The 23,371-nt window shown below is 72.6% G+C and carries 21 protein-coding genes and 1 pseudogene; 14 read left to right on the top strand and 8 right to left on the bottom strand.

Annotation, left to right across the window (positions count from 1 at the left end):
• The first annotated feature begins 95 nt into the window (after positions 1–95).
• The 5 genes from O7553_RS23705 (at position 96) to ung (ending at position 5,250) form a co-directional block, all read left to right on the top strand.
• Entirely contained in the window at positions 96–1,667 is a 1,572-nt protein-coding gene (locus O7553_RS23705; protein ID WP_281551851.1) for an NAD(P)H-hydrate dehydratase, read from the top strand.
• A 78-nt stretch (positions 1,668–1,745) separates the two neighbouring features.
• On the top strand, positions 1,746–2,864 hold the full coding sequence (gene alr / locus O7553_RS23700) for an alanine racemase (protein WP_281551850.1): 1,119 nt from the start codon (positions 1,746–1,748) through the stop codon (positions 2,862–2,864).
• Positions 2,861–3,949 (top strand): alpha/beta hydrolase, encoded by a 1,089-nt coding sequence (locus tag O7553_RS23695; protein ID WP_281551849.1) that lies wholly within the window; start codon positions 2,861–2,863, stop codon positions 3,947–3,949. The genes alr and O7553_RS23695 overlap by 4 nt, the downstream gene beginning before the upstream one ends.
• Entirely contained in the window at positions 3,946–4,452 is a 507-nt protein-coding gene (gene tsaE / locus O7553_RS23690) for a tRNA (adenosine(37)-N6)-threonylcarbamoyltransferase complex ATPase subunit type 1 TsaE (RefSeq protein WP_281551848.1), read from the top strand. Before O7553_RS23695 ends, tsaE begins: the two co-directional genes overlap by 4 nt.
• 93 nt (positions 4,453–4,545) lie before the next feature.
• Positions 4,546–5,250: a uracil-DNA glycosylase gene (gene ung, locus O7553_RS23685; RefSeq protein ID WP_281551847.1), complete on the top strand. Its 705-nt coding sequence runs from the start codon at positions 4,546–4,548 to the stop codon at positions 5,248–5,250.
• Positions 5,251–5,254: 4 nt separating this feature from the next.
• Here the strand turns inward: ung and O7553_RS23680 are convergent, their stop codons facing one another.
• Complete coding sequence (locus O7553_RS23680) at positions 5,255–5,977, bottom strand: helix-turn-helix transcriptional regulator (protein WP_281551846.1); 723 nt, start codon at positions 5,975–5,977, stop codon at positions 5,255–5,257.
• A gap of 363 nt (positions 5,978–6,340) precedes the next feature.
• On the opposite strand from O7553_RS23680, the gene tsaB reads away from it, so the two are divergent.
• The 6 genes and pseudogenes from tsaB to O7553_RS23650 all read left to right on the top strand — a co-directional run bounded on the left by tsaB (position 6,341) and on the right by O7553_RS23650 (position 12,076).
• Positions 6,341–7,054: a tRNA (adenosine(37)-N6)-threonylcarbamoyltransferase complex dimerization subunit type 1 TsaB gene (tsaB, locus tag O7553_RS23675; RefSeq protein ID WP_281551845.1), complete on the top strand. Its 714-nt coding sequence runs from the start codon at positions 6,341–6,343 to the stop codon at positions 7,052–7,054.
• Positions 7,055–7,071: 17 nt separating this feature from the next.
• The gene (rimI, locus tag O7553_RS23670; protein WP_281555726.1) at positions 7,072–7,524 is read left to right on the top strand and encodes a ribosomal protein S18-alanine N-acetyltransferase; all 453 of its coding nucleotides are present in this window, start codon (positions 7,072–7,074) and stop codon (positions 7,522–7,524) included.
• Positions 7,517–8,563 carry a tRNA (adenosine(37)-N6)-threonylcarbamoyltransferase complex transferase subunit TsaD gene (tsaD, locus tag O7553_RS23665; RefSeq protein ID WP_281551844.1) on the top strand — a complete coding sequence of 349 codons (1,047 nt, stop codon included), beginning with the start codon at positions 7,517–7,519 and terminating at the stop codon, positions 8,561–8,563. The genes rimI and tsaD overlap by 8 nt, the downstream gene beginning before the upstream one ends.
• Before the next feature lie 11 nt (positions 8,564–8,574).
• Positions 8,575–8,829 carry a hypothetical protein gene (locus O7553_RS23660; protein WP_281555725.1) on the top strand — a complete coding sequence of 85 codons (255 nt, stop codon included), beginning with the start codon at positions 8,575–8,577 and terminating at the stop codon, positions 8,827–8,829.
• A gap of 78 nt (positions 8,830–8,907) precedes the next feature.
• The gene (locus O7553_RS23655) at positions 8,908–10,437 is read left to right on the top strand and encodes an ABC transporter ATP-binding protein (protein ID WP_348650036.1); all 1,530 of its coding nucleotides are present in this window, start codon (positions 8,908–8,910) and stop codon (positions 10,435–10,437) included.
• Between the two features lie 9 nt (positions 10,438–10,446).
• Positions 10,447–12,076, top strand: a pseudogene (locus tag O7553_RS23650) (ABC transporter ATP-binding protein).
• Positions 12,077–12,082: 6 nt separating this feature from the next.
• Here O7553_RS23650 and O7553_RS23645 read toward each other — a convergent pair.
• The 6 genes from O7553_RS23645 to O7553_RS23620 form a co-directional block, all read right to left on the bottom strand.
• Positions 12,083–13,273 (bottom strand): ROK family transcriptional regulator, encoded by a 1,191-nt coding sequence (locus O7553_RS23645; protein WP_281551843.1) that lies wholly within the window; start codon positions 13,271–13,273, stop codon positions 12,083–12,085.
• Positions 13,274–13,292: 19 nt separating this feature from the next.
• Complete coding sequence (locus tag O7553_RS23640) at positions 13,293–14,549, bottom strand: ABC transporter permease (protein ID WP_281551842.1); 1,257 nt, start codon at positions 14,547–14,549, stop codon at positions 13,293–13,295.
• Positions 14,546–15,352: an ATP-binding cassette domain-containing protein gene (locus tag O7553_RS23635; RefSeq protein ID WP_281551841.1), complete on the bottom strand. Its 807-nt coding sequence runs from the start codon at positions 15,350–15,352 to the stop codon at positions 14,546–14,548. Before O7553_RS23635 ends, O7553_RS23640 begins: the two co-directional genes overlap by 4 nt.
• A 122-nt stretch (positions 15,353–15,474) precedes the next feature.
• Positions 15,475–16,572, bottom strand: a complete 1,098-nt coding sequence (locus tag O7553_RS23630; RefSeq protein WP_281551840.1) for a substrate-binding domain-containing protein — start codon at positions 16,570–16,572, stop codon at positions 15,475–15,477.
• 278 nt (positions 16,573–16,850) lie between these two features.
• On the bottom strand, positions 16,851–17,330 hold the full coding sequence (gene ybaK, locus O7553_RS23625; protein WP_281551839.1) for a Cys-tRNA(Pro) deacylase: 480 nt from the start codon (positions 17,328–17,330) through the stop codon (positions 16,851–16,853).
• Between the two features lie 45 nt (positions 17,331–17,375).
• On the bottom strand, positions 17,376–18,611 hold the full coding sequence (locus tag O7553_RS23620) for a class I SAM-dependent methyltransferase (protein ID WP_281551838.1): 1,236 nt from the start codon (positions 18,609–18,611) through the stop codon (positions 17,376–17,378).
• Between the two features lie 210 nt (positions 18,612–18,821).
• Between O7553_RS23620 and groES the strand changes: the two genes are divergently transcribed.
• The 3 genes from groES to O7553_RS23605 all read left to right on the top strand — a co-directional run bounded on the left by groES (position 18,822) and on the right by O7553_RS23605 (position 22,721).
• Complete coding sequence (groES, locus tag O7553_RS23615) at positions 18,822–19,136, top strand: co-chaperone GroES (RefSeq protein WP_123606067.1); 315 nt, start codon at positions 18,822–18,824, stop codon at positions 19,134–19,136.
• Between the two features lie 116 nt (positions 19,137–19,252).
• Entirely contained in the window at positions 19,253–20,896 is a 1,644-nt protein-coding gene (gene groL, locus O7553_RS23610) for a chaperonin GroEL (RefSeq protein WP_281551837.1), read from the top strand.
• Positions 20,897–21,167: 271 nt separating this feature from the next.
• Positions 21,168–22,721: a molybdopterin-dependent oxidoreductase gene (locus O7553_RS23605; protein ID WP_281555724.1), complete on the top strand. Its 1,554-nt coding sequence runs from the start codon at positions 21,168–21,170 to the stop codon at positions 22,719–22,721.
• Between the two features lie 92 nt (positions 22,722–22,813).
• Here the strand turns inward: O7553_RS23605 and O7553_RS23600 are convergent, their stop codons facing one another.
• Positions 22,814–23,242, bottom strand: coding sequence for a WhiB family transcriptional regulator (locus O7553_RS23600; RefSeq protein WP_278173781.1), 429 nt, complete (start codon positions 23,240–23,242; stop codon positions 22,814–22,816).
• Positions 23,243–23,371: the final 129 nt, after the last annotated feature.

Raw genomic sequence — 23,371 nt, 5'->3', positions numbered from 1 at the left:
ACAATCGGCGCAGCGGTTACCGTCCCACCGGTCACCACCGCCGGTAGGGTGACCGTGGGCGGTGAGCGACGAAGCGGCGCGGCGGAGGTAAGCGAATGATCCAGGTGTGGCGGGTGTCCGACGTCCGCAGAGCCGAGCAGGCGCTGATGGCGACCGTTGCACCGGGGACACTGATGCACCGGGCCGCCGCCGGCCTGGCCCGCCGGTGCGCCACCCTGCTCGCCGAGCGCGGCGGGGTCTACGGTGCCGAGGTGCTGCTGCTGGTCGGCTCGGGCGACAACGGCGGCGACACGCTGTACGCCGGAGCCCGACTGGCCCGCCGGGGCGCCCGGGTCACCGCCTGGCTGCTGCGACCGGACCGGGCCCACTGTGGCGGGCTCGCCGCGCTACGGTCCGCGGGCGGCCGGGTGGCCGACGGTCGGACCGCCGACGGTGCCGGCCGGCACGCGGACCTGATCATGGACGGGATCGTCGGCATCGGCGGCACCGGCGGGCTGCGGGAGCCGGCCGCCGGTGCGCTCGCCCGGGCCGGCGAGCTCACTTCGGCACGTGGCGGCCGGCCGGTGCTGGTCGCGGTGGACGTGCCCAGCGGCGTTGCGGTCGACACCGGCGGGGTGCCCGACGGTGCCGCGGTGCCGTCGACCGGAGCTGGCCCCGCCAGGTCCGGAGCTACCGGGTCCGGAGCCGCCGCGGTCGGGAGGGACACCGTACGAGCCGACGTCACCGTCACCTTCGGTTGCCTGAAGCCGGCGCTGATGGTGGGACCGGCCGCCGTCCGCGCCGGTCACGTAGAGCTGGTCGACATCGGCCTGCGACCGTGGCTGCGCGGCACACCCGCGTTCGAGGTGCCCGGCCGCGACGACGTCTCGGCGTGGTGGCCGACGCTGGCCCCGGCCGCCGAGAAGTACACCCGGGGAGTGGTCGGGGTGGCGACCGGCTCGGCGACCTATCCGGGTGCGGCGGTGCTCTCCGTGGGCGGGGCGGTCGCCGGGCCGACCGGCCTGGTCCGGTACGCCGGCAGCGCCGCCGCCCAGGTGCTGGACCGGTACCCCTCGGTGATCGCCACCGGTCGGGTCGCAGACGCCGGCCGGGTGCAGGCCTGGGTGTGCGGCTCCGGGCTGGGCGGCGGGGAACACGCCGTGACCGAGCTGCGGTCGGTGCTGGCCGCGCCGGTGCCGGTGGTGCTGGACGCCGACGCGTTGACCATGCTGGTCGACGGCAGCTGGGCGGAGCAGTTGCGCGGCCGGCAGGCACCCACCGTGATCACCCCGCACGATCGGGAGTTCGCCCGGCTCGCCGGCCAGCCACCCGGCGACGACCGGGTCGGGGCCGCGCTGCGGCTGGCCGCCTGGATGCGGGCGACCGTCCTGCTCAAAGGCGACCGTACGGTGGTCGCCGGACCGGACGGACGGGCGTACGTGAACGCCACCGGCACCCCGGCGCTGGCCACCGGCGGCACCGGCGACGTACTGGCCGGCCTGCTCGGCTCGCTGCTCGCCGCCGGGCTGGATCCGCAGCGGGCGGCGCTGGCCGCCGCGTACGTGCACGGCCTGGCCGGCCGGGCCGCCGCCCGCACCGGGCCGGTCACCGCGGTCGAGGTGGCCGCCGCGCTGCGCCCGGTGGTGGCCGACCTGACCGGCGGGTGCCAGCGGTCTGTCGGTGGGTGACGATGATCTGACGGCCGGCCGCCGACCTGACCGGCCGGGAACCTGCCCGATCAGGTGACCGGTCAGTAGGCTGGCCTCATGTGGCAGGCAGAGGTGCGGGTCGACCTGGACGCGATCCGGGAGAACGTGGCCCGGCTGCGGGCCGGCACCAGCGCCGAGCTGATGGCGGTGGTGAAGGGCGACGGGTACGGCCACGGCATGGTGCCGGCGGCCCGGGCCGCACTCGACGCCGGAGCGGACTGGCTGGGCGTCTGCACCTTCGGTGAGGCGCTGGAGCTGCGCGGTGCCGGACTGACCGGGCCGGTGCTGGCCTGGCTGCTCAGCCCCGGACTGCCCCTGCACGAGGCGGTCGCCGCCGACGTCGACCTCGGCGTCGGCAGCCGCGCCCTGCTGTCCGAGGCCGTCGCCGCGGCCCGACTCGCCGGCCGGCCGGCCCGGTTGCATCTCAAGATCGACACCGGGTTGTCCCGGGGTGGGGCCACCGGCGACGACTGGCCCGAGCTGGTCGAGACGGCCGCCAAAGCGCAGTCCGACGGCACCGTCGAGGTGGTCGGGGTGTGGAGCCACTTCGTCTTCGCCGACGCGCCCGGGCACGCCACCATCGACCGGCAGCTGGCGGCGTACCACGACGGGCTCGCCGTGGCCAGCCGGTACGGGCTGCGCCCCCGCTACCGGCACCTGGCCAACTCCGCGGCCACCCTGACCCGGCCGGACACCCACTTCGACCTGGTCCGGCCCGGTATCGCCTGCTACGGGCTGTCCCCGGTGCCGGGCGAAGGCTTCGGTCTACGGCCGGCGATGACCGTCCGCGCCCGGGTGATGCTGGTCAAGCGGATCCCCGCCGGGCAGGGCGTCTCCTACGGGCACACCTACCACACCAAACGGGAGAGCACTCTGGCCGTGGTGCCGCTCGGCTACGCCGACGGGGTGCCCCGGCACGCGTCCAACACCGGGCCGGTGCGCCTCGGTGGCCGGACGCGCCGGATCGCCGGCCGGGTGTGCATGGACCAGATCGTGCTCGACTGCGGCGACGACGAGATCAACGCTGGGGAGGTGGCCACATTGTTCGGTGACGGACGCGACGGCGGCCCGACCGCCGACGACTGGGCCGACGCGGTCGGCACCATCAACTACGAGATCGTCACCCGGTTCGGTAGCCCCCGGGTGCCCCGAATCTACCAGGACAGCCGGCCATGAGCGGGCAGCGGGCCGGTGCGCAGAAGGTGGCCCGGACCGCCGGCATCGTCGGCGCGGTCATCGGCGTCGCGGCTGCCGGGGTGACCGCGACGGTCACCGTCGAACGCGCCCTGGTGCGCCGGCTCAAGCGGGAGGTGGCGGACCGGTACGCCGACGAACCCTTCGGCGAGCTGCCCTACGACGAGACCCGGGTGGTCACCGCGGCCGACGGCACCGACGTCTACGTGGAGATCGTCGAGCCGGACGACGCGGCACCGCTGCGGCCGACCATCGTCTTCGTGCACGGCTACTGCCTGGACATGGGGACCTTCCACTTCCAACGCCGGGAGCTGACCCGGCAGGGAGAGTACCGGTTGGTCTGCTACGACCAGCCCGGCCACGGCCGCTCCGGCCGGCTGGAGTCCGGCGACTACGAGATCGACGCGCTCGGTGAGACGCTGCGGGCGGTCATCGAGCAGGCCGCCGGCGACGGCCCGTTGATCCTGGTCGGACATTCGATGGGCGGCATGACCATCATGGCCCTGGCCCAACGGCATCCGGAGCTGTTCCGCGACCGGGTGGTCGGCACCGTACTGATGGCGACCTCGGGCAGCCTGGTCGACGAGGCCCGGCTCGGTCTGCCGGCGATCCTCAGCCGGGCCGGCTCGCCGCTGCTGATGCTGGTCAACAACGCCACCCGGCTGACCGGTCCAGTGATCGACCGGCTGCGGGTGGCCACCGCCGACCTCGCCTGGCTGCTGACCCGCCAGTACGGCTTCGGCACCGACCGGCCCAGCCCGGCGCTGGTCAGCTACGTGGAGCGGATGAACTCGCGGACCTCGGCGGAGACCGTCACCCGGTACGTGCGTACCCTGCTGACCCACTCCCGGTACCCGGCGCTCGCGGTCCTGGAGAGCAGCCCCACGCTGGTCATCGTCGGCGACAAGGACATGATCACCCCGGTGACCCACTCGGAGGAGATCCTGCGCCGGCTGCCCGACGCCGACTACGTGAGGATCCCCGACGGCGGGCACGTGGTGATGCTGGAACACGCCGACCGGGTCAACGCGGTGCTGGTCGCGTTCCTTGCGAAAATCGCCCGATGACTGTCCGGATCCCGCTACCCGAACTGGCCGACACCCACGACCTCGGCCGCCGCCTCGGCCGGCTGCTGCGCCAAGGCGACCTGGTGGTGCTGACCGGTCCGCTCGGCGCCGGCAAGACCGCGCTGGTGCAGGGGATCGGCGACGGCCTCGGGGTACGCGGCGACGTCACCTCGCCGACCTTCGTCATCGCCCGGGTACACCAACCGGATCCGTCCCGGGGCGGCTCGCTCACCCTGGTGCACGCCGACGCGTACCGGCTCGGCGACGCGCCCGACCCGCGGGTTGAGATCGACGACCTCGACCTGGACGCCGACATGGACCGGGCGGTCACCGTCGTCGAGTGGGGCGAGGGGATGGTCGAGCAGCTCGCCGAGGCGCACCTGCTGGTCCGCATGCACCGGGCCGAGGACGACTCCCGGACCGCCGAGTTGATTGGACGGGGCCCCGGCTGGTCGGGTCGGCTCGCCGGGCTGGACCAGCCGGCCGGCCATGCTGGACGGTGATGTCGTAGGCCACCCGTAGAGTGCCGGACGGCGCGCAGCTGTCCATGAGGACGGGCGGCGGCCACCACCGAGGCGTGACGAAAGGCTCCCGAGATGCTCGACCTGCTGGCCATGTTGCCTCCTGCCTGGGCCACCGCGCTCACCCCGCACCTGGACCCGGCCGGCACCACCGCGCTCGGCCGGTACGTCGCCGACGAGTACGCCGACCAGACGGTGTACCCGCCGGTGGCGGACCTCTTCACCGCTTACCGGCTGTGTCAGCCGGAGCAGTGCCGGGTGCTTATCCTCGGCCAGGACCCGTACCACCGGGCCGGGCAGGCCCACGGGCTCAGCTTCAGCGTCCGCGACGGGGTATCGGTGCCGCCGTCGCTGCGCAACGTATTCAAGGAGCTGGGCACCGATGTCGGGGTGCCGATGCCGCGCAGCGGTGACCTGACCGGCTGGGCGGCCCAGGGCGTGCTGCTGCTCAACGCGGTGCTCACCGTGCGGCAGGGCCGGCCCGGCTCACACGCCGGCAAGGGCTGGGAGGAGTTCACCGACGCCACGATCGCCGCGCTCGACGCCCGCGACCAGCGGGTCGTCTTCCTGCTGTGGGGCGGCTACGCGCGCAAGAAGCGCGGGCTGATCACCAACCCGGGGCACGTCGTGCTGGAGGCCGGCCACCCCAGCCCGATGAACCCGCGGGGTTTTCTCGGCAGCCGGCCGTTCAGCGCCACCGACAAGGCGCTGGCCGACGCCGGCCTGCCCGGCATCGACTGGAGCCGGACCGGCGGTGCCGATCAGCCGGTGGCCGGCTGACCGGTCAACCGCCGCGCCCCGGTACCGGCTGACCGCTGCGGCCCGCCCGGTGCCGGTCCAGTAGCCGGGCGACGCCCGGATCGGCGATCGCCAGCTCGGCCAGCGGCACCACCGGGTAGTGCCGCTCGCCGTGCCGTACGTCGATCGACTCGGGGAGTTTGTCGCACATCCGGGCGTGGATCTCACCGGCTATCGTCTGCCACCGGAGTGGATGCGGCTCGCGTGGATCGACCGGAATGTGCCGGTACTCCTGCCAGCGGTCCATCCACCGGCTCGCGTACCGGCCGGTTAGCCATTCGGTGATGGCGTCCGCCTCGGACCAGAGCAGGGCCACGTGCACCCCGGGTGCCGGCACCGGCGCGCCCTGCAGCAGTGCGGCGGTCGGACCGTCGAAGACGTAGCTGATTCCGTCGACGTGGCGGCGGAACCGCTCGACGTCGGTGTCCAGGAGCCGGTCATCGATCCCGCGGTCGGCGAGTTGCGCTATCTGCTGGTCCACGTCCTCGTCGAGGTCCTCGACTCCGACCACGAGTTGCCGGCCCAGCGCCGCGAACAACCGCTCGACCAGTGGCAGCGCCGCGCCCCGGTGACCGGACTCGACCCTGGCTACGGTGGTTTGCGCGATTCCGGTGGCCGTGGCCAGATCCCGCTGGGTCAGCCGGCGGAGTTCGCGTTCCTGCCGCAGCAGCCGGCCGACCTCCCCGCCGAGCCGGGTCGACGATTCCATTCGCTGATGCTCCCTGTCCGGTACCGATAATGTCCATCCTCGACGGATGTCCGGTTCCCGACCGGCGGCGCGTGACCGGCTGGTTGGACTCCCGGGCGGCCGGACTTGGACCGGACTCGGACCGGACCGGGCCAGGTTCGGCGCGGGGGACATGGTCTCTCTCCAGACTTGATGCACCTGTGGCATCAAGATGCACGTGTGGCATCAGGTCCGGAGAGTATGAGTGGCGGGCGATACGCGCGACACGCGCGACACGCGCGACGCGGGGGGTCGCGGGGGGTGTGGGGGGTGTGGGGCGACCCGACCACGGGCGCGCCGAGGGCAGCCAGGAGCCGGCCGCGGTGTCCGGTTAGGGTGCATACCGTGCTGGTACTGGTGCTGGATTCGTCGACTCCCGCGGTGACCGCCGCGCTGGCCGAGATCACCGACGACGTACGTCTGCTGGCCAGCCGACGTACGGTCGACGCGCGGGCGCACGGCGAACTGCTCTCCCCGCAGATCGCCGCCTGCCTGGCCGAGTCCGGCGCGGCGGCGGCGGACCTGACCGCAGTGGTGGCCGGGCTCGGCCCCGGGCCGTTCACCGGACTGCGGGTCGGTCTGGTCACCGCCGCCAGCGTGGCGCATGCCCTCGACATCCCGACGTACGGCGTCAACTCGCTCGACGCGCTCGGCCACGCCGCCGGCAGCGACCTCGCCGGCACCGACCTCGCCGGCAGCGACGCCGCGACCGGCCGGGTGCTGGCTGCTACCGACGCGCGGCGCCGGGAGATCTACTGGGCGGTGTACGCCGCCGACGGTCGGCGGCTCACCGACCCGGCGGTCGACGCGCCGGCCGCCGTCGCCGAGGCCCTGGCGGGTCTCGGCGTCACCACGGCAGTCGGCGACGGCGCCCTGCGCTACGCCGAACTGCTCGGCGTACCGGTGCGACCCGAGCCCCGCTACCCGGACGCGCTGCCGCTGGCGCGGTTGGCGGCCGACCGGGTCCGCACCGCCGCGCTCACCGAGCCGTTGACCCCTTGCTACCTGCGCCGGCCCGACGCCGTCGCGGCGGCCGGACGCAAACCGGTGCTCCAGTGACCCAGGTCAGTGGGCAGCTGCGGACCGTCCGGTTCCGCTGGTGGCACATCGAACAGGCGGTACCGATCGAAGCCGACCTGTTCGGTGCCGAACAGTGGTCGGCCGAGATGTTCTGGAACGAGCTGGCCAACGGACACCACTACCTGGCCGTCGTCGACGGCACCGACCAGCTGGCCGGGTACGCCGGGCTGGCACTGGCCGGCGATCCGGCGACACCCGACGAGGCGTGGGTGCAGAACGTCGCGGTACGCCGGGACCACCAACGGCGCGGCGTGGGCCGGACCCTGCTGGCCGGGCTGCTCGACGAAGCCACCCGACGCGGGGCCGGCCGGACCTACCTGGAAGTCGCGGTGGACAACGCGCCCGCGCAACGGCTGTACGCGGCGTACGGTTTCGAACCGGTGGGTGTACGCCGTGGCTACTACCAACCCAGCAACACCGACGCTCTGGTGATGATGCGAGATGGCTGACGAACCACTGGTCCTCGGGATCGAGACCTCCTGCGACGAGACCGGGGTCGGCATCGTCCGCGGGCACACGCTGCTCGCCGACGCGCTGGCCTCCAGCGTGGCCGAACACGCCAGGTTCGGCGGCGTGGTGCCGGAGGTGGCCAGCCGGGCCCACCTGGAAGCGATCGTGCCGACGATGCGCCGGGCGCTCGACGACGCCGGTGTCACCCTGGCCGACATCGACGCGATCGCGGTGACCGCCGGCCCCGGTCTGGCCGGTGCCCTGCTGGTCGGCGTCGCGGCGGCCAAGGGCTACGCGATCGCCACCGACAAGCCGGTGTTCGGTGTCAACCACCTCGCCGCCCACGTGGCCGTCGACACCCTGGAGCACGGTCCGCTGCCGGAGCCGGCGATCGCCCTGCTGGTCTCCGGTGGGCATTCGTCGCTGCTGCTGGTCGACGACCTGACCGCCGGAGTCACCCCGCTCGGCGCCACCATTGACGACGCGGCCGGTGAGGCGTTCGACAAGGTGGCCCGGCTGCTCGGCCTGCCGTTCCCCGGCGGGCCGCCGATCGACCGGTCGGCTCGCGACGGTGACGCCGCGGCGATCGCATTCCCCCGTGGACTCACCGCGCCGAAGGACCTCGCCGCGCACCGGTTCGACTTCTCCTTCTCCGGACTGAAGACCGCGGTGGCCCGCTGGGTCGAAGCCCGGGAACGGGCCGGTGAACCGGTGCCGGTGGCGGACGTCGCCGCGTCGTTCCAGGAGGCGGTCTGCGACGTGCTGACCGCCAAGGCGGTCGACGCCTGCCGGGACCGGGGCGTCGAGACCCTGGTCATCGGTGGCGGGGTGGCGGCCAACTCGCGGCTGCGGGCGATGGCCGAGCAACGCTGCGAGCGGTACGGGATCCGGGTCCGGGTGCCCCGGCCGAAACTGTGCACCGACAACGGCGCGATGGTCGCCGCGCTCGGTTCGCATCTGGTCGCCGCCGGGGTACCGGCCAGCCGGCTGGACCTGCCGGCCGACTCCGCGCTGCCGTTGACCACGGTGAGCGTGTAATGTCCGGCGACGTGATCGTGCGGATGTGGGAGGCCAAGGCCGAGCCGTCCCGCCTGACCGAGTTGCTCACCTGGGTCTGCGACACCGCGCTGCCGGAGATCGAACACAGCCCGCTGCACCTGGCCAGTGAGGTCTTCTCGTCGACCGATGACCGGCTGGTGGTCATCTCGAAGTGGCGCAGCAGCCCGTTGTCGTTGCCGGAACCACCGCTGCGGCTGGTCACCCGTGCACCGCACAGCTGGGACTTCACCCAGGTCGACCGCTGAAGCCGCTGCCAGATCGTCCGGCGGAAACGGGAAAATAGGTGGATCGGTCACGTAAAGTAGCCGTACCGTCGCGATGTCATGTGGTCCCTGCCCGTCGCCGATCCCGGCGTAGCCGATCACCGGTCAGCCCTGCGTCTGCTGCGCTGGCTGGCCGGACGTGCCGGGGCGTCCGTGGCCTGGGGATCGGTGCTCAGCGTGGTCTGGATGGGCAGCCAGGCGTTGATGCCGGCGGTTGTCGGACATGCCATCGACGTCGGCCTCACCGCCCGCGATCCGCAGGCGCTGCTCGGCTGGTCAGCGGTGCTACTGGGGCTGGGGCTGGTCCAGGCGACGGCCAGCATCAGCCAGCACTGGTTCGGCGTGTTCAACTGGCTGTCCACTGCGTACCGCACGGTCCAGCTCACCGTACGGCAGGCCAACCGGCTCGGCGCCACCCTGCCGAAACGGCTGGCCACCGGCGAGGTGGTGAGCATCGGGACCGCCGACATGAGCAGTCTGGGCGGCGCGGTGGAGGTCGTCGCCCGGGCGGTTGGTGCGGTGGTGGCGATCGTCGTGGTCGCCGCGATCCTGCTCGGCACCTCCGTCCCGCTCGGGCTGGTGATCGTGATCGGCGTGCCGGTGCTGATGGCGGCCGTCGGGCTCGGCCTGCGGCCGCTGCACCGCCGCCAGCAGACGTACCGGGAACAGCAGGCCACCCTGGCGACCCTGGCCGGCGACATCGTGACCGGCCTGCGGATCCTGCGCGGCGTCGGCGGTGAACCGGCCTTCGCCGACCGCTACCGGGAGCAGTCGCAGGAGCTGCGGCGGCGCGGCGACCGGCTGGCCCGGGTCGAATCCTTCCTGGAGGCCAACCAGCTGCTGCTGCCCGGGATGTTCCTGGTGCTGGTGACCTGGCTCGGGGCGCGGCTCACTCTCGCCGGCGAGCTGACCGTCGGGCAACTGGTCGCCGCCTACGCGTACACCGCGTTCCTGACCGGTCCGATCCGGACGTTGACCGAGTTCCTGCACACCATGACCCGTGGCCACGTCGCCGCCCGCCGGGTCGCGGGCCTGCTCGCCATCACGCCGGAGTTCACCGACCCGGCCCGACCCCGCCGACTGCCGGACCGCGCCGGCGACCTGGTCGACTCCATGTCCGGCCTGCGGGTGGCCCCGTACCAGTTGACCGCCGTCGCGGCCACCGCGCCGGAGGACGTCGTCGGGCTCGCCGACCGGCTGGGGCGCTACCGCGACACCGAAGTCGCCCTGGCCGGCGTACCGCTGCGGGAGCTGGACCTGGCCACGGTCCGGCAGCGGATCCTGGTGACCGACATCGTCGACGCGCTGCCCGCCGATCCTGGTGCTGGTCGAGCCGACCAGCGCCGTCGACGCGCACACCGAGGTGCGGATCGCCGCCCGGCTGCGGGCGGCCCGGACCGGCCGGACCACTGTCGTCTGCACCACCAGCCCGCTGCTGCTGGAACACGCCGACCGGGTGGTGTTCGTCGACGCCGGCCGGGTGGTGGCCGACGGCAGTCACGCCGATCTGCTGCGCACCGAACCCGGGTACGCCGCCCTGATGACCCGCGCCGAGTCGGTGGCGTCGACCGAGTCGGCGGCGTTGAGTGAGGTGGCGTCGTGACGGCGTTGCCGGTCGCGGACCGGGCCGAGGTCCGCCGGTACGCCCGTGTCCTGGTCCGCCGGCACCCACGGATGCTGGCCGGTGCTCTCGCGCTGCACGTGGGCGCCGCGGTCGCCGGGCTCGCCGCGCCCCGGCTGCTCGGTGGCCTGGTCGAGACGCTCACCACGTCGACGGCGGCGATCGCCGCCGTCGACCGGACCGCCCTGGCGATCGCCGGGTTCCTGGTCTTACAGGCGGTGCTGGCCCGCTACGCCCACGTGGCGTCGGCCCGGCTCGGTGAGCGGGTGCTGGCCGCGTTGCGCGAAGAGTTCATCGGTTGGGTGCTGTCCATCCCGCTGTCGACCGTGGAGAAGGCCGGCACCGGTGACCTGCTCACCCGGACCTCGCACGACGTCGCCGTGCTGTCCAAGTCGGTGCGGTTCGCGGTGCCCGAGACGCTGATCGCGATCAGCACCGCGACCTTCATCTTCGGGGCGTTGCTGCTGGTCGCCCCGGTGCTGGCGGTGCCCTGCCTGATCGTGGTGCCGCTGCTGTGGGCGGGCACCCGCTGGTATCTGCGCCGGGCGCCGGACGGCTACCTGGCCGAGAGCGCCGCGTACTCGCGGATCACCGACGGGCTCAGCGAGACCGTCGACGGTGCCCGGACCGTCGAGGCACTGCGCCGGCAGGAGCACCGGCGGCGGAGCACCGACACCGACATCGCCCGGCAGTACGCGGCCGAGCGTTACACGCTGTGGCTGCGTACCGTCTGGTTCCCGCTGATCGAGATCAGCTACGTGGTGCCGGTCGCGGCGACCCTGGCGGTCGGCGGCTGGTGCTACCTGCGCGGCTGGGTGACGCTCGGACAGGTCACCGCGGCAGTGCTCTACGTGCAGATGCTGGCCGCTCCGCTGGACCGGCTGCTGAACTGGCTGGACGAACTGCAGCTCGGTGCCGCGTCGCTGGCCCGGCTGCTCGGCGTCGCCCAGCCGGGCCGGTCCGCGACCGCGGTGCCCCGCGCGCCGGCACCTGACGGCGCGTGCGCCGCCGACCCGGTCGCGGCGGTCGACGTCCACTTCAGCTACGTCGACGGGCGGGAGGTGCTACGCGGGGTCACCCTGGTGCCGCGGCCGGGTCGCCCTGGTCACCCAGGAGCATCACGTCTTCATCGGTACGGTGCGCGACAACGTCGCGCTGGTCCGGCCGGACGCCACCGACGCCGAGGTACGCGACGCGTTGGCCGCCGTCGACGCATTGGACTGGGTGTCCGCCCTGCCGGACGGGGTGGCCACGGTGGTCGGTGCCGGCGGCCATCCGGTCGGTCCGGACCAGGCCCAGCAGCTCGCCCTGGCCCGGCTGGTGCTGGCCGATCCGCAGACCCTGGTGCTGGACGAGGCGACGTCGCTGATCGACCCGCGTACCGCCCGGCGCACGGAGCGGTCGCTCGCTGCGGTGCTGCACGGGCGTACGGTGATCGCGATCGCGCACCGGCTGTACTCGGCACACGACGCCGACCGGATCGCCGTGGTCGAGGACGGGCTGATCACCGAGTTCGGCTCGCACCACGAACTGGTCGCCGCCGATGGCCCGTACGCCGCACTGTGGCGCACCTGGCAGGGCGTCGGGTCGGCGCAGGCGGTCGGCTGACCGGGGTCAGCCGGCCACCGCGTCGAGCGGGTCGGCGAGCAGCTGCTCGAAGGCGAGTTCTGCGGCGCCGATCAGCGGGGCGTCGTCGCCGAGTTTCGGGGTACGCAGTCGGACGTGTTCCCGGCAGGCCGGTAGCCCGTTGGAGTTGAGCCGGCTGCGCACGTGCGCGGCCGCCGCCAGGTAGACGTCCCGTAGCGTACCGCCGAAGATCACCGTCTCCGGGTTGAAGATGTTGACCAGGTTGGCCACGCCGAAGCCGAGCCAGTTGCCGACCTGGCGGACCGCGGCCTGGGCCTGGCTGTCGCCCCGGTCGGCCGCGTCCACCACGGCGAGTACCGCTTCCCGGCCGACGACTTCCCCGCTGCGGCCGGCTGCCTGGATCAGCGCGTGTTCGCCGATCTCGGTCTCCCAGCAGCCCCGGGATCCGCACAGGCAGGGCCGGCCACCGGGGTGCACCACCATGTGGCCGACCTCGCCGCCGTACCCGCCGTGCCCGGTGACCCGCCGGCCACCGGCGATGATCCCGGCGCCGACGCCGACGTCGCCGTACAGGTAGACGACGTGGTCGCAGCCGACCGCCGCGCCCCGGGTGTGTTCGGCCAGCGCGCACACGTCGGAGACGTTGCCGACCAGCACGCCCCGGTCGTCGCCGAGCGCCTCGGCGAGGGCCGCGCCGAGCGGCTCGTCGACCCAGCCCATGGTGGGGCCGAGCCGGACCATGCCGTCGTCGCGGCGGACCATGCCGCAGACCGCGACGCCGCTGCCGACGCAGACCGCGCCGGCCGGCACCGCCTGGTGCAGCTCCTTGACGAAGCCGGCGAGTGGGCCGACCGCCTCGGCGGCGAGGGTGCCCCGGGGTCGCTCGCCGGTGCGCGTGTCGAGGATCCGGCCACCAAGTCCGACCCGGGCGGCCCGTAACCGGTCGACCTCGATGCTGAGCGCGTACGCGTACACCCGCTCGGACGCGGGCCGGACGACCAGCGACGGTCGTCCGGCCCGGCCGGTTTCCCGGGCACCGCCCTCGCTGACCAGGCCGGCGGCGGCCAGGTCGGCGGTGAGCGCGCCGATGGTGCTGCGGTTGAGCCCCAGCGTGGTGGTCAGTTCGGCCCGTGAGGTGGCGCCGTGCACGTGCACGTGCCGCAGCAGCGCGCCGAGGTTGTGCCGGCGGATCTCCTCCTGGCTGGGTCCTGCCCGCATCGGTTCGTCGTCTCCGCAGTCATCGGGACCCGGCGGCGGCGCGACGGCGGGACAGCGCGTCGACGCTGGCGGCCAGCAGCAGCACCAGGCCGGTGAAGACGAACTTCACCCCGGAGCTGACATTCAGCAGTCCCATGCCGTTCTCGATGACCGCGACCACGGCGCCGCCGAGGACCGCGTCGAGGACCCGGCCCTTGCCGCCGAAGAGGCTGGTGCCGCCGATCACCGCCGCGCCGACGGCGAACAGCAGCACGTTGCTGCCGCCGGTGTTGGCGTCCACCGAGTTGGCGCGGCTGGCGGCCACGATGCCGCCGACGGCGGCCATCGAGGAGCAGATCATGAAGGCGGAGATCCGGATCCGGTCGACGTTGATGCCGGCCCGGCGGGCGGCTTCCCGGTTGCCGCCGACCGCGTAGATGTGCCGGCCGTACGCGGTGCGCCGCAGCACGAAGGTCCAGAAGATCAGCAGTACCACGATGACCGGCACCACGATCGGCACCCCGCGCAGCGAGGTGATCAGCGGGTTGATGCTGCGCTCCTGGTTGAGGATGTAGACGGCGGCACCGGCGATCGCGATCAGCACTCCGATGCGGGTTAGCACCACCACGATCGGGTCGGTGACCAGGCCCTTGGCGGACCGGGTGCGGTAGCGCAGCAGCTGGATCAGCGCGAACCCGGCCACCCCGACGCCGAAGATCGCCCAGCCGATCACCGGCGGGACGTTGCGGTTGACGATCGCGATCAGCACGTCGTCGCGCAGCGAGACGTTCTTGCCGCCTTCGATCAGCAGCAGCACCGTGCCCTGGAAGGCGAGGAACGCGGCCAGGGTGACCACGAACGACGGGATGCCGACCTTGGCGACCAGGAACCCGAGGACGGTGCCGATCAGGGTTCCGGTGGCCACGGCTGCCAGCACCGCCACGTACCAGGGCAGTCCCATCTCGGTGGAGACGACCGCCAGGATCGCGGCGCAGACGCCGCTGGCGAAGCCGGCGGACAGGTCGATCTCACCGAGCAGCAGGACGAAGATCAGCCCCATCGCGATCAGGGTGACCGCGCCGCCCTGAATGAACAGGTTGGCAAAGTTGCCGGCGGTGAAGAAGTTGGGCCGCACGATCGAGAAGACCGTGCAGAGCACGACGAGGCCGAGGATCGCGGGCAGCGCGCCGAGGTCGCCGCCGCGGATCCGGGAGAAGTAGTTGCGCAGGTGTTCGCCGACGCCGGGCGAGTCGGCCGGGGCGGCGGGCCGCTGGACTGTGGAGGTGGCGGTGCTCATCGGTCGGCTCCCGGTCCGTTGGCGGCGGCGTACTCGGTGCCGTTGTCGGCCGGTAGGCCGAGGTCACCGCTGCGGCCGGCGGTGATCAGCTCCACGATCTGCGCGTGGGTGATCTCCGTGCTCCGTACCTGGGCGACCATCTGGCCGAGGTACAGCGCGGCGATCCGGTCCGACACCGCGAAGACGTCGTTCATGTTGTGCGAGATCAGTACGACGGCGAGGCCGTTGTCGGCGAGCCGGCGGACCAGTTCGAGCACCTGGGCGGTCTGGGCGACGCCGAGCGCCGCGGTGGGTTCGTCGAGGATGACGACCTTGCTGTTCCACAGCACAGCCTTGGCGATGGCGACGGTCTGGCGCTGGCCGCCGGAGAGGCTGGCGACGAGCTGCCGCAGCGACTTGACGGTCCGGACGGAGAGCCCGGCGAGGGTGTCCGCGGCCATCTGCTCCATGGTGGTCTCGTCCAGGACGATCCCGGAGCGCTTCTCCCGCCCGAGGAACATGTTCTGCACGATGTCGAGGTTGTCGCAGAGCGCGAGGTCCTGGTAGACGACCTCGATGCCGTGCGAGGCGGCGTCGCGCGGGTTGTGGATGTGCACCCGGCGGCCATCGACGACGACCTCGCCGCGGTCGATCGGGTGGATGCCGCTGATGCACTTGACCAGGGTGGACTTGCCGGCGCCGTTGTCGCCGACGAGCGCGGTCACCTCGCCGGCGTGGACGGCGAAGTCGACGTTGCGCAGCACCTGGACGGGGCCGAAGTTCTTGTCGATCCCGCGCAGTTGCAGCAGGGGGGTCGCGGACACGGGTGGTCTCCTTCGTGAGGGTGCCCGGCCGGCGCCGGTTCCGCCGCCGCGGGTGTCACCGGGCGATGGTGCTGCCGGGTGACACCCGCGGCGGGGCTACCGGTCGGTCGGCGGTTCGCCGGTCAGCTGATGCCGGCCTCGGCGCAGAGCTCGGCGAACTCGTCGGTGCAGAGCTCCTCGGCGGTGACGTAGCCGTCGTTGACCACGTCGGCGACGTTCTCCTTGTAGATGGCCTGCGGGGTGAGCAGCACCGACGGCACCTCCCGGTTGGTCTCCGGGTCGGTGACGGTCTGCGCGACCTCCTTGCGCTCACCGTTCGCCAGCGCGACCGCCAGGTCGGCGGCGGCCTGCGCCTCGGCCTTGATCGCCTTGTAGACGGTCATGCACTGGTCGCCGGCGAGGATGTTCTGCAGGCCCTGCGGGGTGGCGTCCTGCCCGGTGACCGGCACCTGACCGTTGAGCTCGTTGCGCTTGAGCACCGAGATCGCCGCGTTGCCGAGGCCGTCGTTGGCGGCCAGCACGCCGTCGACCTCGCCGCCGGTCTGGGTCAGCATCTGCTCGAACAGCGTGGCGGCCTGGGTGTTGTCCCAGTCCGGCACCCACTGGTCCGGGCCCTTGACGTACTCGCCGGACTCGTACAGCGGGTCGAGCACGCCGTCGTAGCCGGCCTTGAACAGGGTGGCGTTGTTGTCGGTCTGCGAGCCGTTGAGGGTGGCGATGGTCGGCTTCTCCACGCCGGCGTCGGTCAGGCACTTGACCAGGCCCTCGCCCTGCAGTTGGCCGACGGCCTCGTTGTCGAAGCTGACGTAGTACTCGGCGGAGCCGCCCAGGGTGAGCCGGTCGTAGTCGATGGTGGCGACGCCCTGCTGCTTGGCCTTGTCCAGCACGGCCTTGCCGGTGCCGGAGTCCAGGTTGACGATCATCAGGACGGTGGCCCCGTCGGTGATCATCTGGTCGGCGAGGGTCTGGAACTGGGCCTTGTCGCCCTGGGCGTTCTGGATGCTGGCGTTGACGCCGGCGGCGTCGAACGCCTCCTGCAGGAAGCGCCGGTCGGCGGTCTCCCAGCGGTCGGAGGAGGCGCTGTCCGGCAGGATCACGCCGATCTTCGGGGTCGGCGTGTCGCCGCTGCCGGTGTCGGTGCCGGTGTCGCTGCCACAGGCGGTCAGGCCGCCGGCGAGCAGGACACCGGCGGCGGCGGTGCTGAGGATCCCTTTGCGCATCGCTCGGGTCCTTTCGAAGGGTGATGTTTCGCGTACAAGGGGTTGTGCTGGTGTGTGTCGTGCGGTCTCGGGCGTGGGCTCGCGGGGCGCTGGTGAGCTCCGGAGGCCCGGCCGGCGACGGCAACGGCCTGGGGCTGAGCTGGGCCATCGCGGTTTTTGTTGTGTCCGGCAACGTATTAGGAGTGTGGCGCCGGGCACAAGACGGTGACGTCACCAGTTTTGTTGCTCGCGATAACAATTCAGCAACGCGGCGGACACCTGCCCGTCGCCTGACCGGATCAGTGAGCAGCGATTGGGGCGAATCGGGCGCCAGTCACCGCTGCGAGGTCAACCGGAGTGATACTCAACTGCAACCCGCGGCGGCCGGCCGAGACGTACATTTCGGCGTACCGCTGCGCCGAGGCGTCCAGCACCGTCGGCAGGCGTTTACGCTGCCCGATCGGGCTGATCCCGCCCCGGACGTACCCGGTGGTCCGTTCGGCGAGCACCCGCTCGGCCAGCACCGCGCGCTTACCACCGAGCGCCACCGCCAGAGCCTTCAGGTCCAGCTCCCCGGTGACCGGCACGACGCCGACGGCGAGTGCCCCGTCGACCTGCGCCACCAGCGTCTTGAACACCTGCTCGGCGGCGACGCCGAGGGCGGCCGCGACCGCCGCGCCGTAGTCCGGGGTGTCCGGCGAGACCCGGTACGGGTGCAGTTGGAAGGTGATCTGCCGCTTGGTAAGCAGCGTCGTCGCCGGAGTCGCGGTACCTGCCATGCCGCGCGACGTTACCGGCCCCGCGCGTTCATCGGGCTGGCGCGCTCACCGGCCCGGCGCCGGCACCGGGTGGGCGAGCAGCGCCGTCGGGGCGCCGGCCACCCGGGTCAGCACCAGACTCGCCGCCACGCCGGCCCCAGAGGCGGTACGCAGCCGCAGGTCGCGGCGCAACTGGGCGGGGTCGAGCGGGGATCCGCGTTTGAGGATCTCCAGCCGCGTGACACCGCGTTCGCGCAGCAGCGCCCGCAGCCGCTTCAGCGAGAACGGCAGCACGTCGGTGATCTCCAGACACCTGCCGTACGGCGTGTCGGTCGGCGTGTCGGCGTAGACGTAGGCGATCGACTCGTCGGCGAGAGTGCCGTCGACGGTCGCGGCGAACGCGGCGACCAGGTGCGAGCGGACCACCGCCCCGTCCGGGTCGTACAGGTAACGCCGGACCGGGCCGACGGTGACCGGCTCGCCGCCGTCGCCGGTCAGGTCGGTGGCCGGCTGGCCGGTCCGCAGCAGGGTGGCCCGGCGTGGGGTGTCGGCCAGCGGGCCGCACCAGAACGCCGCCTCGACCACCTCCCGGTCGACGCTGACCCACTCGGCCTCGGCTCCTGGCGGGATCAACCTGTGGTCGATGCCCGGTGCCACCTTGAGTACGGTCCGTGGCACTCGGGCGACCAGGGTCCGGACGAAGTCCCAGGACGGGGAGTAGTTGTCCGGGTCGAAGGTGCGCCGACCGGTGCCGGACCGGCGGGCCGGGTCGCAGAAGACCGCGTCGTAGCCGGTGAGGTCGACTCCGGTGGCGTCGGCGCAGACCACGTCGACCAGGTGGGCCAGCCCGGTCGCCTCGGCGTTGGCGGCGGCGATCGCGGCGGTGCCCGGGTCGGCCTCCACCGCGTACACCCGGATGCCGGCCCGGGCGGCGGCGAGGGTGTCCGCGCCGAGACCGCAGCCCAGGTCGGCGAGGTGGCGTACCCCGGCGGCGCGTAACCGGTCGGCGCGCCGGTCGGTTACCACCGACCGGGTGGCCTGCTCCAGGCCGGCGCGGGTGAAGAACATCCGGGCGGCGGCCGGGCCGAACTTGCCGACCGCGCGGGCGCGCAGCGCGGCCTGGGTGAGCGCGGCGGTCGCCAGCGGTGCCGGCACCCCGGCGGTACGCAGCGCGGTCGCCGCCGCGAGTGGATCCGTCCGGCCCGGTGCGGCCAGCACCTCGGCTGCGGTGACCAGCGCGGCCGCGCCTTCCGGGGCGCGCAGGGCGGCCAGTTCGTCCGGGTGCACCGCGACATTGTCCATGCTCGGCCATCGGGCTAGCACTCCGCACAGGCGACTGCTAATCTGCGGTTAGCACTCTCGGGTCGAGGGTGCCAGCCCGCCGGCTCCCGCCGGTGAGCGAAACGCCAGGCGGTCCGGCACCCGCGACGACGGATCCGCCCGGTGGACATGAGGCAGATTGACGCCGGTTACCCACGTGGCCGGCACCAAAACCAGATACCCCAGGAGGGTATGCCCGTGACTACCGCGACCAAGGTTGCGATCAAGCCGCTCGAGGACCGGATCCTGGTCCAGGCGAACGAGGCTGAGACCACCACGGCGTCGGGCATCGTGATCCCCGACACCGCCAAGGAGAAGCCGCAGGAGGGCACCGTCCTCGCTGTCGGCCCCGGCCGCGTCGACGACAAGGGCAACCGGATCCCGGTTGACGTCAACGTCGGCGACACGGTCATCTACTCGAAGTACGGCGGCACCGAGGTCAAGTACGCCGGCGAGGAGTACCTGGTGCTCTCCGCCCGCGACGTCCTCGCGGTCATCGAGAAGTGACCTACTGCCAGTGCTGAACGCCCCGAAGCCCCAGCCCGGGGCTTCGGGGCGTCGCCCGTCGGCCGGTGCCGGCAGCCGCCGGCCGGCCGACGGCTAGTGCCTGTGAAGGGAATGTCATGGCGAAGATCCTGAGTTTCTCGGACGACGCCCGGCACCTCTTGGAGCACGGCGTCAACACGCTCGCGGACACGGTCAAGGTCACCCTCGGCCCGCGCGGGCGCAACGTCGTGCTGGACAAGAAGTTCGGCGCTCCGACGATCACCAACGATGGCGTGACCATCGCCAAGGAGATCGAGCTCACCAACCCGTACGAGAACCTCGGTGCGCAGCTGGTCAAGGAGGTGGCGACGAAGACCAACGACGTCGCCGGCGACGGGACCACCACCGCAACCGTGCTCGCCCAGGCGATGGTCCGTGAAGGTCTGCGCAACGTCGCCGCCGGGGCCAACCCGGCCGGCCTCAAGCGCGGCATCGACGCGGCCGCACAGAAGGTCTCCGAATCGCTGCTGGCCAAGGCAGCGGAGGTGGCCGACAAGGGCTCGATCGCGCAGGTCGCGACGATCTCGGCCCAGGACGCCACGATCGGCGAGCTGATCGCCGAGGCGATGGAGCGGGTCGGCCGCGACGGCGTCATCACCGTCGAGGAAGGCTCCACCCTGGCCACCGAGCTGGAGGTCACCGAGGGCCTGCAGTTCGACAAGGGCTTCATCTCCCCGCACTTCGTCACCGACGCCGAAGCGCAGGAGGCGGTCCTCGAGGACGCGTACATCCTGATCACCACCCAGAAGATCTCCTCGATCGAGGAGCTGCTGCCGCTGCTGGAGAAGATCGTCCAGGACAGCAAGCCGCTGCTGATCGTCGCCGAGGATGTCGACGGGCAGGCGCTGTCCACCCTGGTGGTCAACGCCGTACGCAAGACCGTGAAGATCTGCGCGGTCAAGGCCCCCGGCTTCGGTGACCGGCGCAAGGCGATGCTGCAGGACATGGCGATCCTGACCGGCGCCGAGCTGATCGCCCCGGAGCTGGGCTACAAGCTCGACGCGGTCGGGCTGGAGTCGCTGGGCCGGGCCCGGCGGATCGTGGTCGACAAGGACACCACCACGGTGGTCGACGGTGCCGGCAACGACTCCGAGGTCGCCGACCGGGTCACCCAGATCCGTAAGGAGATCGACGCGTCCGACTCGGACTGGGACCGCGAGAAGCTCGCCGAGCGGCTGGCGAAGCTCTCCGGCGGCATCGCGGTGATCAAGGCCGGGGCCGCCACCGAGGTGGAGATGAAGGAGCGCAAGCACCGCATCGAGGACGCCATCGCCGCGACCAAGGCCGCGGTCGAGGAGGGCACCATCCCCGGTGGCGGCGCGGCGCTGAGCCAGATCGCCGCCGTGCTCGACGACGACCTCGGCTTCGACGGCGACGAGAAGGTCGGCGTGTCGGTGGTCCGCAAGGCGCTGCACGAGCCACTGCGGTGGATCGCCCAGAACGCCGGCTACGACGGATACGTCGTGGTCGGCAAGGTGCTCGAAGGCGACTGGGGCCACGGGCTCAACGCCGCCACCGGTGAGTACGTCGATCTCGCCCGGGCCGGCATCATCGACCCGGTGAAGGTGACCCGCAACGCGGTCAGCAACGCCGCGTCGATCGCCGGGCTGCTGCTCACCACCGAGAGTCTCGTGGTGGAGAAGCCGGAGAAGGCCGAGCCGGCCGCCGGCGGGCACGGACACGACCACGGACACGGCCACCAGCACGGCCCCGGTTTCTGACCGGGAGTTCCACCTGTTCCACCTGTTCCACCTGTTCCACCTGTTCCACCTGTTCCACCTGGATCCGCGTGATCAGTACGGCCGAGGGCGCACTCTGCCCGAGGTTTCTGATCACGCGGATTCTGCGTATCGTCGGCGGTACCTACGCGCCGTCGACCCCGTACGGTGCCGGACAGATGGGCTGGACGCGATGAGGCCGGAGCCGACGGTGCCGGACGCGACAGGGCCGGAGCCGACCGGGCCAGCTGCGCAGACCGAACCGCCGGGCCGCCTGCCCGGACCGCTCGCAGCGCTTGCCGGGGTGGCCGCTGCCGCGCTCGCCCTGGGCCTGGCCGAGCTGATCGCCGTAGCCACTGGCGCCCGCTCGGCACCGCTGGTCGCGGTCGGCGGGGTGGTCGTCGACACCGTCCCCGAGCCGCTGAAACAGTTTGCCATCGACGTGTTCGGCGTACACGACAAGACCGCGCTGCTGATCGGCACCGGCGTACTGCTCGCCGGGTTCGCGGCCGTGATCGGGGTGCTGGCCGCCGGCCGGCTCGCAGTCGGCTTCGTCGGCGTCGCGGTCTTCGGCGTGGTCGGCGCGGCGGCCGCGCTCACCCGGCCCGGTGCCGGGCCGGCCGCCGTCCTGCCGGCGGTGATCGGCGCGTCCGCCGCCGCGCTGCTGCTCTGGGCGCTGCTCGCCGGCCCGCTGCGGCCGGCTTCCGTCGCCTCGTCGGCCTCGTCGGATGAACCGGTACCGGTTCAGCCCGGTGCCGGCACTGCCGACCGGCGCCGGTTCCTGTCCAGCGTCGGCGTGTCGGTCGGTGCCGCCCTGGTCACCGGTGCCGGCGGTCGTTGGCTGGCACAACGCCGGGGGGTGGCCACCGCCCGGTCCGCGGTGTCGCTGCCCGCTCCGGTCGACGCCGCGCCGCCGCTGCCTTCCGGTGTGGACCCGGCGGCGCCGGGGCTGAGCCGGTACGTCACCACCAACCGTGACTTCTACCGGATCGACACCGCGTTGGTCGTGCCCCAGGTCGACCCGGACGAATGGCAGCTGCGGATCCACGGCCGGGTGACCAACCCGATCACCCTGAGCTACTCCGACCTGCTCGGGATGGAGCTGGTGGAGCGGTACGTCACGCTGGCCTGTGTCTCGAACGAGGTGGGCGGGACTCTCATCGGCAACGCCCGCTGGCTCGGCGTACCGGTGCGGGACCTGCTGGTCGAGGCGGGCCCGCTGCCCGGAGCCGACCAGGTCGTCGGCCGGTCCGTCGACGGTTGGACCTGCGGCACCCCGACCGAAGCGCTGCTGGACGGGCGGGACGCGCTGCTCGCGGTCGGAATGAACGGTCAACCACTGCCGGTCGAGCACGGTTTTCCGGTCCGCATGGTGGTGCCCGGCCTCTACGGGTACGTCTCCGCCTGCAAGTGGGTCACCGAGCTGGAGTTGACCAGCTTCGCCGACTTCGACGCGTACTGGGTGCCGCGCGGCTGGGCGGCGCAGGGCCCGATCAAGACCCAGTCCCGGATCGACACCCCCCGGGTCCGCGCCGAACTGTCCGCCGGCACCGTACCGGTGGCCGGGGTGGCGTGGGCCCCGCACCGGGGCATCAGCGGCGTCGAGGTACGGGTGGACGACGGCCCCTGGCAGCCGGCCGAGCTGGCCCCGGCGGTCTCCGCAGACACCTGGGTGCAGTGGGTCTGGCAGTGGCCGGCAACCTCGGGTGAGCACCTACTGCAGGTCCGGGCCACTGACGGGACCGGTGCCACCCAGCCCGAACTACGCCAGCCTGTCGCCCCGGACGGGGCGACAGGCTGGCACTCGGTCCGGGTAACAGTCCAGTAGGGACAATCGAACCGGCGGCCCGTGGCCGAGGTCGCGGCCGTGCTGGCCGCGACCGCGACCGCAGCCGCGCGGTAGGTGACAGTTCGCCGCGGTCAGGCGGCGGTGGCCGAGTCAGCCGGCTGCGGCCTGACGGCGGCCGACTCCGGCCGGCGCTGGGCCGGCACGGTCGACTTGTGCGGTCGGCCCAGCCGGGCCTCCAGCCGTTGCACATCGACCCGGCCGCCACGGCGGTCGGCAAGATCCTCCCAGCCGAGGGCGAGCAGCCGGAGCCGTTCCGACTCGCTGAAGCCGCCCCACACCCCGTACGGCTCGCGCACCGACAGGGCGTGCGCGGCGCACTCCGCGCGGACCGGGCAGGTCCGGCAGACCGCCTTGGCTCCAGACTCCCGGCGGTTGCGTGACGACCCCCGCTCACCGTCGGGGTGGAAGAACTGGGCGCTGTCCCGGCCACGGCAGGCACCGAGGATCTGCCACTCCCACAGGTCGACGATCGGTCCGGGCAGTCGGCGTACATCCGACATCTGCACCCCTCCTTCCGCGCGGCTCCCGCGGACACTTCGTGGTAGGACCGGGCGGCCGGCCGCGCAAGCGCTCCGGTCCTTCATGTCACCGGGGTACCCGGGAGTCCCACTGCTCAATCACCCGTGCCG

Source organism: Solwaraspora sp. WMMA2059 (assembly GCF_027497315.1).
GTDB lineage: Bacteria > Actinomycetota > Actinomycetes > Mycobacteriales > Micromonosporaceae > Micromonospora_E.
This window is presented reverse-complemented; position numbering and strand designations above follow the sequence as displayed.

Excerpts from the sequence above, each read along its gene's own strand:
- O7553_RS23705 (WP_281551851.1), top strand. The coding sequence starts at position 96 with ATGATCCAGGTGTGGCGGGTGTCCGACGTCCGCAGAGCCGAGCAGGCG.
- alr (WP_281551850.1), top strand. The coding sequence starts at position 1,746 with ATGTGGCAGGCAGAGGTGCGGGTCGACCTGGACGCGATCCGGGAGAAC.
- O7553_RS23695 (WP_281551849.1), top strand. The coding sequence starts at position 2,861 with ATGAGCGGGCAGCGGGCCGGTGCGCAGAAGGTGGCCCGGACCGCCGGC.
- tsaE (WP_281551848.1), top strand. The coding sequence starts at position 3,946 with ATGACTGTCCGGATCCCGCTACCCGAACTGGCCGACACCCACGACCTC.
- ung (WP_281551847.1), top strand. The coding sequence starts at position 4,546 with ATGCTCGACCTGCTGGCCATGTTGCCTCCTGCCTGGGCCACCGCGCTC.
- O7553_RS23680 (WP_281551846.1), bottom strand. The coding sequence starts at position 5,977 with ATGGAATCGTCGACCCGGCTCGGCGGGGAGGTCGGCCGGCTGCTGCGG.
- tsaD (WP_281551844.1), top strand. The coding sequence starts at position 7,517 with ATGGCTGACGAACCACTGGTCCTCGGGATCGAGACCTCCTGCGACGAG.
- O7553_RS23655 (WP_348650036.1), top strand. The coding sequence starts at position 8,908 with ATGTGGTCCCTGCCCGTCGCCGATCCCGGCGTAGCCGATCACCGGTCA.
- O7553_RS23645 (WP_281551843.1), bottom strand. The coding sequence starts at position 13,273 with ATGCGGGCAGGACCCAGCCAGGAGGAGATCCGCCGGCACAACCTCGGC.
- O7553_RS23640 (WP_281551842.1), bottom strand. The coding sequence starts at position 14,549 with ATGAGCACCGCCACCTCCACAGTCCAGCGGCCCGCCGCCCCGGCCGAC.
- O7553_RS23630 (WP_281551840.1), bottom strand. The coding sequence starts at position 16,572 with ATGCGCAAAGGGATCCTCAGCACCGCCGCCGCCGGTGTCCTGCTCGCC.
- ybaK (WP_281551839.1), bottom strand. The coding sequence starts at position 17,330 with ATGGCAGGTACCGCGACTCCGGCGACGACGCTGCTTACCAAGCGGCAG.
- O7553_RS23620 (WP_281551838.1), bottom strand. The coding sequence starts at position 18,611 with ATGGACAATGTCGCGGTGCACCCGGACGAACTGGCCGCCCTGCGCGCC.
- groES (WP_123606067.1), top strand. The coding sequence starts at position 18,822 with ATGCCCGTGACTACCGCGACCAAGGTTGCGATCAAGCCGCTCGAGGAC.
- groL (WP_281551837.1), top strand. The coding sequence starts at position 19,253 with ATGGCGAAGATCCTGAGTTTCTCGGACGACGCCCGGCACCTCTTGGAG.
- O7553_RS23600 (WP_278173781.1), bottom strand. The coding sequence starts at position 23,242 with ATGTCGGATGTACGCCGACTGCCCGGACCGATCGTCGACCTGTGGGAG.